The sequence below is a fragment of the Streptomyces sp. NBC_00078 genome (genome assembly GCF_026343335.1).
Lineage (GTDB): Bacteria > Actinomycetota > Actinomycetes > Streptomycetales > Streptomycetaceae > Streptomyces.
Window position 1 is genome coordinate 3,213,518 of record NZ_JAPELX010000001.1, and the last position, 13,155, is coordinate 3,226,672.

General features: G+C 68.8%; 8 protein-coding genes and 1 pseudogene. 7 read left to right on the forward strand and 2 right to left on the reverse strand.

Annotated elements, in window-relative coordinates; genetic code table 11:
- Positions 1-80 precede the first annotated feature (80 nt).
- The gene (locus tag OOK07_RS15005; protein WP_266680477.1) at positions 81-2,036 is read right to left on the reverse strand and encodes an APC family permease; all 1,956 of its coding nucleotides are present in this window, start codon (positions 2,034-2,036) and stop codon (positions 81-83) included.
- A 743-nt stretch (positions 2,037-2,779) separates the two neighbouring features.
- Between OOK07_RS15005 and kdpF the strand changes: the two genes are divergently transcribed.
- The 7 genes and pseudogenes from kdpF to OOK07_RS15040 form a co-directional block, all read left to right on the forward strand.
- Positions 2,780-2,869 (forward strand): K(+)-transporting ATPase subunit F, encoded by a 90-nt coding sequence (gene kdpF / locus OOK07_RS15010; RefSeq protein ID WP_009326374.1) that lies wholly within the window; start codon positions 2,780-2,782, stop codon positions 2,867-2,869.
- 8 nt (positions 2,870-2,877) lie between these two features.
- Positions 2,878-4,542: a potassium-transporting ATPase subunit KdpA gene (kdpA, locus tag OOK07_RS15015; RefSeq protein WP_266796922.1), complete on the forward strand. Its 1,665-nt coding sequence runs from the start codon at positions 2,878-2,880 to the stop codon at positions 4,540-4,542.
- A complete protein-coding gene (gene kdpB, locus OOK07_RS15020) occupies positions 4,539-6,680 on the forward strand; it encodes a potassium-transporting ATPase subunit KdpB (RefSeq protein ID WP_266680481.1) in 2,142 nt (713 codons plus the stop codon). Before kdpA ends, kdpB begins: the two co-directional genes overlap by 4 nt.
- 6 nt (positions 6,681-6,686) lie before the next feature.
- Positions 6,687-7,355 carry a potassium-transporting ATPase subunit C gene (locus OOK07_RS15025; protein WP_266796924.1) on the forward strand — a complete coding sequence of 223 codons (669 nt, stop codon included), beginning with the start codon at positions 6,687-6,689 and terminating at the stop codon, positions 7,353-7,355.
- Between the two features lie 129 nt (positions 7,356-7,484).
- Positions 7,485-8,168, forward strand: a complete 684-nt coding sequence (locus tag OOK07_RS15030) for a response regulator (protein WP_266796925.1) — start codon at positions 7,485-7,487, stop codon at positions 8,166-8,168.
- A 47-nt stretch (positions 8,169-8,215) separates the two neighbouring features.
- On the forward strand, positions 8,216-10,759 hold the full coding sequence (locus OOK07_RS15035) for a DUF4118 domain-containing protein (protein WP_266680487.1): 2,544 nt from the start codon (positions 8,216-8,218) through the stop codon (positions 10,757-10,759).
- Positions 10,760-10,916: 157 nt separating this feature from the next.
- Positions 10,917-11,208 (forward strand): annotated as a pseudogene (locus OOK07_RS15040) (Tn3 family transposase); the annotation flags it as partial.
- A 227-nt stretch (positions 11,209-11,435) separates the two neighbouring features.
- On the opposite strand, the gene OOK07_RS15045 reads toward OOK07_RS15040, so the two are convergent.
- Positions 11,436-13,145: an LCP family protein gene (locus OOK07_RS15045; RefSeq protein ID WP_266680491.1), complete on the reverse strand. Its 1,710-nt coding sequence runs from the start codon at positions 13,143-13,145 to the stop codon at positions 11,436-11,438.
- Positions 13,146-13,155: the final 10 nt, after the last annotated feature.

A 13,155-nucleotide genomic window follows, 5' to 3' on the forward strand; every position in this document is an offset into this window, starting at 1 on the left:
TACGGCCGGGCGATTGCCCCTGACGGGGCTCTGACGCCGCACGGTCGCATCTTGACGGGTTCCTGACGCGGGCGGTGGATTCAGCCGGTGTGGACGCGGGGGCGGCGGGCGCGGTCCGGTTCGGCTTCGCGCAGGACCTCGCGGGTGACCGGGGCGACCTCGCCCTGCCCGAAGAGGAAGAAGCGCAGGAAGTTGTGGAAGGGGTTGCCCTCGGTCCACTCGAAGTAGATGTGCGGGGTGCAGCCGGTCGAGTCGCGCACGTGCAAGAGCAGGGCGGCCAGGGCGTTGGGGATGGAGGAGGACTCCAGGGTCAGGACGCGGTAGCGGTTGTGGAGGACCTCGCCGCGGACGGTCAGGTCGCCCTCGAACTCGGACGGGTCGGTAAGCGTCACCTCAAGGAAAACGAAGTCTTCTTGCTCCGGCAGGTCGTTGTCCGCCCGGATCTGCTCGATCTTGTCGCGGTACTCGGCCTTGTCGCGCCGGTCGGGTTCGTTGGCGATGAACCGTATCTTCCGGGTGGCCATGTCCCGGATGAAACGTTCCGCCATGTCGTCCAGCGTCACGCTGGTCACGCGCAGTTCGAAGGCGCGGGCCAGCCGGGACAGCAGGGAGACCAGGATGATGCCGGCGATGAAGCAGGCGCCGATCTTGACGCCGTCGGGACGCTCGACGACGTTGGCGCCGGTGACGTAGAGCAGGACCGCCGAGACGATCGCGAAGGCGATGGTCCAGCCGCGATGTCCGGCCTTGCGCGAGGCGATGGTCACCGCGATCGCCGCGGAGGACATCAGCACCAGGACGCCGGTGGCGTAGGCGCCGCCCTGGGCGTCGACGCTGGCGTCGAAGATCCACGTGACCAGGAAGCCGATCAGGGTGAAGACGATCACCATCGGGCGCACGGCGCGGGCCCAGTGCGGGGCCATGCCGTAGCGGGGCAGATAGCGCGGCATCAGGTTGAGCAGCCCGGCCATCGCGGAGGCGCCGGCGAACCAGAGGATGGCGATGGTGGACAGGTCGTAGACGGTGCCGAAGGCGCCGCCCAGGTACTGGTGAGCGAGGTAGGCGAGGGCGCGTCCGTTGGCCTGGCCGCCGGGCTTGAACTCGTTCTCCGGGATCAGCACAGTGGTGATGAAGCTGGTCGCGATCAGGAACACGCTCATGATCAGGGCGGCGGCCGTGAGGAGCTTCTTGGTGTCCCGGATCCGGCCCTTCGGGTTCTCTTCGGTGTCGCCGGCGTCGCCCTGCACGTGTGGCATGACCGCGACGCCGGTCTCGAAGCCGGACAGGCCGAGCGCGAGCTTGGGAAAGACCAGCAGGGAGACGCCGATCATGGCGAACACGTTGCCGTGCTCGGTGGTCAGGGCGCTGGACCAGTCGGTGACCACGTGGCCCGCGGTGAGCACGTGCCACATGCCGACCATCACGACGATGGTGTTGAGCCCGAGGTAGGCGATCACCAGAGCGACCGCGACGCCGATCGCCTCCAGGAAGCCCTTGAGGAACACCGCGCCGAGCAGGGCGACGAGGATGAGGGTGATCAGCATCTGCTTGTCGTGCAGGGTGCTGGTCAGGTGGGGGTTCTCGACCAGGTGGGTCGAGGCGTCCGCCGCGGACAGGGTGATGGTGATCAGGAAGTCGGTGGCGGCGAAGCCGAGCAGGGTCAGGACGAACAGCTTGCCCTTCCAGAACGACAGCAGCCGTTCCAGCATGGCGATGGAGCCCTCGCCGTGCGGGCTCTCCTCGGCGACCCGGCGGTAGACGGGCAGGACGCCCGCCAGGGTGACGATCACGAGGACGACGGTGGCGATCGGGGAGAGGAGTCCGGCCGCGAGGGCGGCGATGCCCGGCTGGTAGCCCAGGGTGGAGAAGTAGTCGACGCCGGTGAGGCACATGACCCTCCACCAGCGCTGGCCCTTGTGCGGGGGCTCCGGCTCCGCGTGCGGTCCCGTGTGGCCCCCGGGCTTGCCCATGTCGGACAGGCCCTGCAACATCCACGTCCGGAGTCGGCTCGGAGGCGGGTGTTCGGTGGTGGCCATCGGCGTGCTCTCCTTGCGTGCGGCTCAGCGTGTGATCTCGGCCATCACGCGGACGGCGGCACCAGCGTAAGCAGAGAGTGACGTGTGGGCCTGGGGATGAGCTGGCTGAGGGCGTCAATCTTCCGTTAAGAACAACCCGCGCATACCGGCAGCACATCAAGACGGTGAGGTCACTCGGCTCATGGGCACCGGCTGCGCTGTACGAGGGAAGCGAGGGGGCAGCGAATCCGGAGCGGACACGAAGTGTCATGCCGTACGCCGTCTCCCGGCTGCCGTCGACGGACATGACACGGATCTGGACGGGGCACGCCTCGGGGGCCAGGGCCGTTGTGCCGTGAATGAGCCGTCAGCCGCCGTGCTGATCCCGGAGGCGGAGCCGGAGCGGCTCTGGCCGTTGCTGCTGCACAGCGGGGCGCAGACGTCGCCCACCCCGTACGGCGCGAGACCGACGCGGTCATCTGCCGCCTGCGCTTCCGGCTGCTGTGAGCGAGGTTCCGCACGCTCCCGGCGGCCTGGCCACCGATACGGACCCGTGGGCGTAAGAGTTCCGTCAAGGGTGCGGGGGTCGCCGTAAGAGAGCCGTCAACGGCCGACCGGATCCCGCCCCAGAGGCGGTTTCCTCTAAGCGTCCGTTCAATCCCCATCTCATCCCGGGAGTTCACGATGGCCGATCTGGCCTTCGTCGTCACCACGATCGCCGTATTCGCGCTGGTGGCGCTCGTCGCCAAGGGGGTGACGAAGCTGTGACCGCGGAGAACGTCGTCGGCCTGGTCGTGGCCGTCGCCCTGCTGGGCTATCTCGTCCTCGCCCTGATCTTCCCGGAGAGGTTCTGAGAACTGACATGGGTCCCGTACTCGCCGGCGTGCTCCAGCTGCTGGCCCTCATAGGCGCGCTGGCGCTCGCCTACGTCCCCCTCGGCAACTACATGGCCAGGGTCTACTCCTCGGAGAAGCACTGGCGCGTGGAGAGGTGGATCTACAAGGGCATCGGTGCCAATCCCGACACGGAGATGCGCTGGCCTGCCTATCTGCGCGGTGTGCTCGCCTTCTCCGCCGTCAGCGTCCTCTTCCTCTACCTGCTCCAGCGCCTGCAGGGTGTCCTGGCGCTGTCGCTCGGCTTCAAGTCCATCGATGCGGACCAGGCGTTCAACACCGCCGCGTCCTTCGTCACGAACACCAACTGGCAGTCGTACTACGGCGAACAGGCCATGGGCCACGTTGTGCAGACCGCCGGTCTCGCGGTGCAGAACTTTGTGTCGGCCGCGGTGGGCATTGCGGTGGCGGTGGCTCTGGTGCGTGGCTTCGCCCGCTCACGCACCGGTGAGCTTGGCAACTTCTGGTCGGACATGGTGCGCGGGGTGACCCGCATCCTGTTGCCGGGCGCGTTCGTCGCGGCGATCGTGCTGGTCGCCTGCGGCGCGATCCAGAACTTCGCCGGGATCCACGAGGTCGGTCAGTTCATGGGCGGCTCGCACCAGTGGAACGGGGGCGCCGTCGCCTCGCAGGAGGCCATCAAGGAATTCGGCACCAACGGTGGCGGCTACTCCAACGCCAACTCGGCGCACCCGTTCGAGAATCCGACGCCCTTCACCAACCTCTTCGAGATCTTCCTGCTGCTGGTGATCCCGTTCTCGCTGACCCGCACCTTCGGGGTGATGGTCGGCTCCGTGAAGCAGGGCTACGCGATCCTCGCCACCATGGCCACCATCTGGGTCGGCTTCGTCGCCCTGATGATGTGGACCGAGTTCGCCCACCACGGCCCGGCGTTGCAGCTGGCCGGCGGGGCGATGGAGGGCAAGGAGACGCGGTTCGGTGTCGGGGCCTCGTCGATCTTCGCGGTGTCGACCACGCTCACCTCGACCGGAGCGGTGGACTCCTTCCACTCCTCCTTCACCGGCCTGGGCGGCGGCATCACCCTGCTGGGCATGATGCTGGGCGAGATCGCGCCAGGCGGCACCGGCTCCGGGCTCTACGGCATGCTGATCATGGCGGTCATCGCGGTGTTCATCGCCGGCCTGATGGTCGGCCGCACACCCGAGTACCTGGGCAAGAAGATCGGCACCCGCGAGATCAAGCTGGCGGCCTGCTACATCCTCATCACCCCGGCACTGGCACTCGTCTTCACCGCCGCGGCGATGGCCCTGCCCACCCCGGGCCACTCCATGACCAACTCCGGCGCGCACGGCTTCTCCGAGATCCTCTACGCCTATACATCGGGCGCCAACAACAACGGCTCGGCCTTTGCCGGTCTCAACGCGGACACGCAGTGGTTCAACACCACGATCGGCCTCGCGATGATCCTCGGCCGTTTCCTGCCGATGATCTTCGTGCTGGCGCTGGCCGGCTCGCTCGCCGAGCAGAAGCCCATCCCGGTCACCGCTGGCACCCTGCGCACCGAGAAACCGCTGTTCACCGGCCTGCTGGTGGGCGCGATCCTGATCATCACCGGTCTGACCTACTTCCCGGCCTTGGCGCTGGGGCCGCTGGCCGAGGGGCTGGCGTCATGACCACTCGCACAGAGAAGCAAGAGGACGCGATGTCCACAGCCACCCCGACCGGGGCGCCGCACAGCGACGTACCCAGCGGGCACAAGCCCGCCGAAGGACGTGTCGGCGCCGGCCTCTTCGACCCCAAGCAGCTCGTCAAGTCCCTTCCGGACGCGTGCCGCAAGCTCGACCCGCGGGTGCTGGTCAAGTCGCCCGTGATGTTCGTGGTCTGGATCGGGTCCGTCCTGACGACGGTGTTCTCCTTCAAGGACCCGGGCGACTGGTTCGGCTGGGCGATCAGCGCCTGGCTGTGGCTGACCGTCATTTTCGCCAACCTGGCGGAGGCGGTGGCCGAGGGCCGCGGCAAGGCGCAGGCCGACACCCTGCGCAAGGCCAAGACGGACACCGTCGCACGGCGGCTGCTCAAGGACGGCGTGGAGGAGCAGGTCCCGGGCACCGAACTGAGGATCGGCGACCTGGTCGTCTGCGAGGCCGGCGACATCATCCCCGGCGACGGTGACGTCGTCGAAGGTGTCGCCTCCGTCGACGAGTCTGCGATCACCGGCGAGTCGGCACCGGTCATCCGCGAGTCCGGCGGCGACCGGTCCGCGGTGACCGGCGGCACGAAAGTCCTCTCCGACCGCATCGTCATCAAGATCACGACGAAGCCGGGCGAGACCTTCATCGACCGGATGATCAACCTGGTCGAGGGCGCGGCCCGGCAGAAGACACCGAACGAGATCGCGCTGAACATCCTGCTCGCCTCGCTGACCATCGTCTTCCTGCTGGCAGTCGCCACCCTGCCGCCGTTCGCGGACTACGCGGGCACCCACCTCACGATGGTCGTGCTGGTCGCGCTGCTGGTCTGCCTCATCCCGACGACGATCGGCGCGCTGCTCTCCGCGATCGGCATCGCCGGCATGGACCGGCTCGTGCAGCGCAACGTGCTGGCCATGTCCGGCCGGGCGGTCGAGGCGGCGGGCGACGTGTCGACGCTGCTGCTCGACAAGACCGGCACCATCACGCTCGGCAACCGTCAGGCGTCCGAGTTCGTGCCGGTGACCGGTACCACGGAGGCCGATCTCGCCGACGCCGCCCAGCTGTCCTCGCTGGCCGACGAGACACCCGAGGGCCGCTCCATCGTCGTACTGGCGAAGGACAAGTACGGCCTGCGCGAGCGCCACCAAGGAGAACTCACCGGCGCCGAGTGGATCGCGTTCACCGCCCAGACCCGGATGTCCGGCGTGGACGTCGACGGACGCAACATCCGCAAGGGCGCGGCCGGTTCGGTCATCGCCTGGGTGAAGGAGGAGGACGGCACGGTCGCCGCGGACGCGGACACACTCTCCAACCGCATCTCCGAGGCGGGCGGTACGCCGCTGCTGGTGGCCGTCAAGGACGGGGAGGGCGCCCGCGTGCTGGGCGTCATCCACCTCAAGGACGTCGTCAAGGAGGGTATGCGGGAGCGGTTCGACGAGCTGCGCCGCATGGGCATCAAGACCGTCATGATCACGGGTGACAACCCGCTGACCGCCAAGGCGATCGCCGAGGAGGCGGGCGTCGACGACTTCCTCGCGGAGGCCACCCCCGAGGACAAGATGGCCCTCATCAAGCGGGAGCAGGCCGGCGGCAAACTCGTCGCCATGACCGGTGACGGCACCAACGACGCGCCCGCGCTCGCTCAGGCGGACGTCGGCGTGGCCATGAACACCGGTACGTCGGCTGCCAAGGAGGCCGGCAACATGGTCGACCTCGACTCCAACCCGACCAAACTCATCGAGATCGTCGAGATCGGCAAGCAACTCCTCATCACCCGAGGCGCGCTCACCACCTTCTCCATCGCCAACGACGTCGCGAAGTACTTCGCGATCATCCCGGCACTGTTCGCCGCTGTTCCGGCCTACCACGGCCTGGACAAGCTCAACATCATGCACCTGTCCTCGCCGGACTCCGCGATCCTGTCCGCGGTCATCTTCAACGCGCTGATCATCATCGCGCTGGTGCCGCTTGCCCTGCGCGGTGTGCGGTACCGGCCAGTCAGCGCCGACAAGATGCTGCGGCGCAACCTCACGATCTACGGCATCGGCGGGCTGATCGCCCCGTTCATCGGCATCAAGCTCATCGACCTGCTCATCTCCCTCATCCCCGGAATCGGCTGATCGGCTATGAACAACTCGGTTACGAATACGGCCCGGTTGCTCTGGGCGGGCCTGCGCGCTCTCCTCGTACTGACCCTGGTGACGGGCGTCATCTATCCGCTGGCGGTCACCGGTATCGCCCAGGGCCTGTTCCACGACCAGGCCAACGGCTCGGAGATCAAGGCGGACGGCAAGGTCGTCGGATCGTCCCTGATCGGGCAGGCGTACAACCTGCCGCTGAAGAAGGGCCAACAGACCCCGGAGCCCGACCTGAAGTGGTTCCAGGGCCGTCCGCAGAACGGCCTCGGCGCCAACACCGTCAACGTCCAGTACAAGCTGATCCTTTCCGGCGCCACCAACCGTTCCGCCGACAACAAGGACCTGATCGCTTGGGTGACGGCCGCCAAGGCCGCCGTCATCAAGGACAACTCGGTTGGCAGCTACATCGTGAAACCCGCCGACGTCCCCGCCGACGCGGTCACCTCCTCCGGATCCGGCCTGGACCCGGACATCTCCCGGCAGTACGCGGATCTGCAGGTCCACCGGATCGCCGAGAAGAATGGGCTGTCCGTCGCCGAGGTGGACAAGCTGGTCGAGGATCACACCGAGGGCCGCACGCTCGGCTTCATGGGCGAGCCCCGCGTGAATGTCCTCGAACTCAACCTCGCGCTCAAGGACCTCGTGGCCAAGGGCTGACGGCCTTACGCGACCACGCGGGAGTTGGCGGCCCGGGAGCATTCCTGTTCCGTCAACTCTCGCAGGCGCGACGTCGGTTGCCTGCTCCCGACACCTATGGTTCGACGTACGACAGGAAGGTGCACACCCATGACACGGGTGCTGGTGGTGGAGGACGACCCGCAGCTCGTACGGGCTCTCCTCATCAATCTCCAGGCACGCCAGTACGGGGTCGACGCGGCACCCGACGGCGCGACCGCGCTCCGCCTCGCGGCCGCACGCCGGCCCGATGTGGTGATGCTCGACCTCGGACTGCCCGACATGGACGGTGTCGACGTCATCAAGGCGCTGCGCGGCTGGATGCGGGTGCCCATCCTGGTGTTGTCCGCCCGGCAGGCGTCCGACGAGAAGATCGCCGCCCTCGATGCCGGCGCCGACGACTACGTCACCAAGCCGTTCAGCATGGACGAGCTGCTCGCCCGGCTGCGGGCCGCCGTCCGCCGCACCGAGGAGGTCCCGCTCGCGCCCGGGGCCACGCTCGTGGAGACGGACGGCTTCACCATCGACCTGCTCGCCAAGAAGGCCGTCCGAAGCGGCCATGACGTCCGCCTGACCCCGACCGAATGGCACCTGCTGGAAATCCTGGTCACCAGCCCGGGGCGGCTGATCACCCAGAAGCACCTGCTCCAGGAGGTGTGGGGCGTCTCCCAGAGCAACAAGACCAACTACCTGCGCGTCTACATGGCCCAGCTGCGGCGCAAACTGGAAACAGACCCCGCCCACCCCCGCTACCTCATCACCGAACCCGGCATGGGCTACCGCTTCGAGGGATGACCCCCGTCCCGACCGTCCCGACCACATCCGAACCCAGAGACGAGACCATGGCACGCGGCAAGCTTCGGATCTACCTCGGCGCGGCCCCGGGCGTCGGCAAGACGTACGCGATGCTCTCCGAGGCCCATCGCCGCGTTGAACGCGGCAGCGACTGCGTGGTCGCCTTTGTGGAACATCACAAGCGGCCACGCACCGAGGTGATGCTGCACGGCCTGGAGCAGATCTCACGCAAGGAACTCGATTACCGCGACAGCGTGTTCACCGAAATGGACGTCGACGCCGTCCTGGCCCGGCACCCCCGGGTGGCGCTGGTCGACGAGCTCGCCCACACGAACATCCCCGGTTCCCGCAACGCCAAGCGCTGGCAGGACATCGAGGAGCTGCTCGCCGCCGGCATCGACGTGGTAACGACCGTGAACATCCAGCACCTGGAGTCGCTGGGCGACGTCGTCGAGTCGATAACCGGCGTACGGCAGCGCGAGACCGTCCCCGACGAGGTCGTCCGGCGGGCGGACCAGATTGAGCTGGTCGACATGTCGCCGCAGGCGCTGCGCCGACGGATGGCGCACGGCAACATCTACAAGGCCGACAAGGTCGACGCGGCCCTGTCGAACTACTTCCGGCCGGGCAATCTGACCGCGCTGCGGGAACTGGCGCTGCTCTGGGTGGCCGACCGAGTCGATGAGTATCTGACCGAGTACCGCAGCGAACACCGGGTGTCGAAGATCTGGGGCTCGCGGGAGCGGATCGTGGTCGGTCTGACCGGCGGCCCGGAGGGCCGCACGCTGATCCGCCGGGCCGCCCGGCTCGCCGAGAAGGGCGCCGGCGGCGAGGTGCTGGCCGTCTACATCGCCCGCAGCGACGGACTGACCAACGCCTCGCCCAAGGAGCTGGCCGTCCAGCGCACCCTCGTGGAGGACCTGGGCGGCACCTACCACCACGTCATCGGCGACGACGTCCCCTCCGCTCTGCTGGATTTCGCGCGGGGAGTCAATGCCACCCAGATAGTCCTCGGTGTCTCGCGGCGCAGGGGATGGCAGTACGTCTTCGGGCCCGGTGTCGGCGCCACGGTCGCCCGGGAGTCTGGCCCCGACCTCGACGTCCACCTGATCACCCACGACGAGGCGGGCAAGGGCCGCGGATTGCCGGTAGCGCGAGGTGCCCGGCTCGGCCGTGTGCGGATCATCTGGGGCTGGCTGGCCGGGATGGTCGGCCCCACACTGCTCACACTGCTGCTGACCAACGTCGACGCCGAACTCGGTCTGGCCAACGACATGCTGCTGTTCCTGACGCTGACCGTGGCAGCGGCCCTGCTCGGCGGCCTGCTCCCGGCACTGGCCTCGGCGGCCTTCGGGTCGTTTCTGCTGAACTACTACTTCACCCCGCCCCTGCACCGCCTCACCATCGCCGACCCCAAGAACATCGTCGCCCTCGTGGTCTTCTTCGCCGTGGCGGTGTCGGTGGCCTCCGTGGTTGACCTGGCCGCCCGTCGTACGCATCAGGCGGCCCGGCTGCGCGCCGAGTCAGAGATCCTCTCCTTCCTCGCCGGCAGCGTGCTGCGCGGCGAGACCAGCCTGGACGCTCTGCTGGAGCGGATGCGGGAGACCTTCGGCATGGAGTCGGTCGCCCTGCTGGAGCGGGAAAGCGACGTGGCCCCGTGGACCTGCGCGGGCAGCGTGGGCCCACAGCCCTGCCAGTACCCTGAGGACGCGGACGTGGACATGCCGGTCGGCGACCACATGGCCCTCGCGCTGTCCGGCAGAGTGCTGCCCGCCTCCGACCGCCGGGTCCTCGCCGCGTTCGCCGCCCAGGCCGCCGTGGTCCTGGACCGCCAGCGCCTGCAGTCCGAAGCCGACCAGGCCAAGGAACTCGCCGAGGGCAACCGCATCCGCACCGCCCTGCTCGCCGCCGTCAGCCACGACCTGCGCACCCCGCTCGCCGGGATCAAAGCCGCCGTCTCCTCTCTGCGTTCGGACGACGTGGCCTGGTCCGAGGAGGACCAGGCCGAACTCCTGGAGGCCATCGAGGAGGGCGCCGACCGCCTCGACCACCTGGTGGGCAACCTGCTCGACATGTCCCGGCTGCAGACCGGCACCGTCGCCCCGCTGATCCGCGAGATCGACCTCGACGAGGTGGTGCCCATGGCCCTGGGCGGCGTACACGAGGACAGCGTGGAGCTGGACATCCCGGAGACCTTGCCGATGGTCGCCGTCGACCCGGGCCTGCTGGAGCGGTCGGTGGCCAACCTGGTCGAAAACGCGGTCAAGTACAGCCCCGCCGGCGAGCGCGTCCTGGTGGCAGCCAGCGCCATGGCCGACCGGGTGGAAGTGCGGGTGGTGGACCGCGGCCCGGGCGTCCCGGACGAGGCCAAGGACCGCATCTTCGAGCCGTTCCAGCGCTACGGCGACGCCCCGCGCGGCGCCGGCGTCGGTCTGGGTCTCGCGGTCGCCCGCGGCTTCGCCGAAGCCATGGGCGGCACCCTCAACGCCGAGGACACCCCCGGCGGCGGCCTCACCATGGTCCTCACCCTCCAGGCCGCGTCCGACCGCCAACCGCTCCCCGCCGGCCTTCCGGCGACCGCCACCTCCTAGCGACGCCAACATCCCGCCAGGACAGGCCAGTACAGCCAGTACGGCGTTGGAGTCCCGTGGGCCATCGTGCCCGCGCGGATGCGAGTATGGCCCCGATCTCACGTGTGGTCGCTGGAAGAGCGTTCCCCCCGTCGACGGAGGCCGATCGGCACTCACCATGCTGCGGATCGCCGGCTCCCTGGTCACCAACCAGGTCCGCGCCCACAACCTGATGCGCATGTTCGGCCGCGAGGGGCACCTGACCCCGCTGGGGCAAGCGTTCACGGCGCGCGGGCGCATGACCAAGCCCCCGCACCTGCGTGCCGTCGCCGACCCCATGGACGACACCTTCCGGCGCCAGATGAGCAACCAGCTCACCGTCCAGGAGCCTCGCCACAACCTCGCCCGCAACCTCTGCCGCGGTAAATGAGGGCATCATCCGCCAGGCACACCGGGAAGGGATCGAGGAGGCTCGGACCGGCCGGCGGTCAGCTCCTCACCTGGGCGACTGGTGTGCCGGCGTCCAGCGACGCCACCGTATGGATGATTGCGTCGGCCGAACGGCTGCGGGTGGGGACGCGATTCCCAGCCGACCATGCCGGCGGAGCGCGCCTGTCAGGCCGTCGAATTCGCCGGGAACGCTGCCAGGGCGCCGTACCTCTCTTGGCGCGACCCGGCATCACCGGCTCCTGCGGCTTTACGGCGCCGAGTCCTTCTTCCCCGCTGCCGCCGCATAGGCCTGAGCCGGTGTCATCGCCACCCCGTTGATCTGGACCGTCTGGTAGGGGCTGACCTCCGCGCAGTTCTTGGCCTTGTCGGCGGTCTGGGCGTGGGCGTCGGCGACGGCGGCGTGGGTGTCGGCGGGGGCTGCGGAGCCGTACGACGTGCCGCTCGGCCAGTCGCTGCCGATGACCAGGACGATCCCGCTCGCGCTCCCCTGGGTGAGGTGCGAGGCGGGCAGCCCGAGGGCGGAGGCCGCCGTCCGGGCTTCGGCCTGCTGCCCGGGGCCGTAGGTGATCGTCGTCCGCGACGACTGCTCGGCGGCGTTGCCCGAGGTGGTGCCCGAGCCGAAGCCCTTGGCGAGGAGGGCGTCGGCGATCACTGAGGCGCGTCCGCCGGTGGTGGTGCCGTTCTCGACCCGTACGGCCACCCCGGAGGCCGGCACGGTCGCCGACGGGGAGGCCGAGGCCTTCTTGTCGCCGCTCACCTTCTTGCCGCTGCCCGACGTCAGCGACCGGTCGTCGGCGATGGTCGCGAACAGCGCCTTCGCAGCGGACGCGGGCACGACGCGCTCCTTGTTTGCCGGGTCCGCCGCGGTCTGCATCGTGGTGAACGTCATCCGCTGCGACGGCACCTTGTTCAGGTCCGTCGCCAGATCGACGAGCTTGCCGACGCTGCCCAGGCCGGTGTCCACGGTCAGCGCGTTGGTGGCCGCGTCCGCAAGCGAGTAGACCTTGGCCGGGTTCGCCAGCGTGCCCGCGCTCTTGAACTTGCGGATCATGGCCCCGAGGAAGAGGTGCTGGGAGACCGTACGGCCCAGGTCGCTGCCGTCCCCGAAGCCGTGCCGGGAGCGGACGAACTCCAGCGCGGCCTCGCCCTTGAGGGTGTGCGTGCCCTTGGCGAGCTTCAGATGCGAGTAGGTGTCGTAGACGTCGTCGCTGACGCACACCGACACACCGCCCACCGCGTCGGACATCTTCACCACGCCGGAGAAGTCGAGCATCGCGAAGTGGTCGATGGGGATGCCGGTGAGCTGGTGCACGGTCTTGACCTGGCAGGCCGCGCCGTACTGGAGGGCGCTGTTGATCTGCCCGTAGTAGCCGCCCGTCGACTGGCCGCTGCCCGGGTCCTTGCAGGCGGGGACGTTGGTCATGGTGTCGCGCGGCACGCTCATCACGGTGGCGTTGGAGCGGTCGGCCGAGACGTGGACCACCATCTCCACGTCCGCGTTGTGCCCGGCGGTCGAACTCGCCGTGCCGCAGCCGCCGCCCAGTCTGCAGTCGGCCGCGTTGTTCCTGCCGTCCGAGCCGATCACCAGAAGGTTGATCGGGGTCCGGCCGAAGGCGTCCGCCTTCTCCTTGCCGTCGGCGCCGCCGTCGATGGCGACACTCCTGATGTTGCCGTTCAGATGCTCGTACAGCCAGGCACCGGCTCCGGCGGTGACCAGGATCAGCACCGACACCGTGAACAGGGCTGTGCGGGCTATTCGTTTGCGCCGGGTGGCGAGCTTGGCCCGGCGGCCCGACCGTTGTCCCTTGGAACGTGCCGCCCGCCGAGCGGCCGCCCGGCCGCCGTGCGATGGGCGAGGCGGTCCGTCGTCCGTCTCGCGCTGGCGGGGAACGCTCGTCGAGCGATCACGTGTGGCGGAATGGCCGCGGGTTCTGCCCTCGCCCCAGGGGTCGCTCAACTCCCACTCC

Excerpts from the sequence above, each read along its gene's own strand:
- OOK07_RS15005 (WP_266680477.1), bottom strand. The coding sequence starts at position 2,036 with ATGGCCACCACCGAACACCCGCCTCCGAGCCGACTCCGGACGTGGATG.
- kdpA (WP_266796922.1), top strand. The coding sequence starts at position 2,878 with ATGGGTCCCGTACTCGCCGGCGTGCTCCAGCTGCTGGCCCTCATAGGC.
- kdpB (WP_266680481.1), top strand. The coding sequence starts at position 4,539 with ATGACCACTCGCACAGAGAAGCAAGAGGACGCGATGTCCACAGCCACC.
- OOK07_RS15025 (WP_266796924.1), top strand. The coding sequence starts at position 6,687 with ATGAACAACTCGGTTACGAATACGGCCCGGTTGCTCTGGGCGGGCCTG.
- OOK07_RS15030 (WP_266796925.1), top strand. The coding sequence starts at position 7,485 with ATGACACGGGTGCTGGTGGTGGAGGACGACCCGCAGCTCGTACGGGCT.
- OOK07_RS15035 (WP_266680487.1), top strand. The coding sequence starts at position 8,216 with ATGGCACGCGGCAAGCTTCGGATCTACCTCGGCGCGGCCCCGGGCGTC.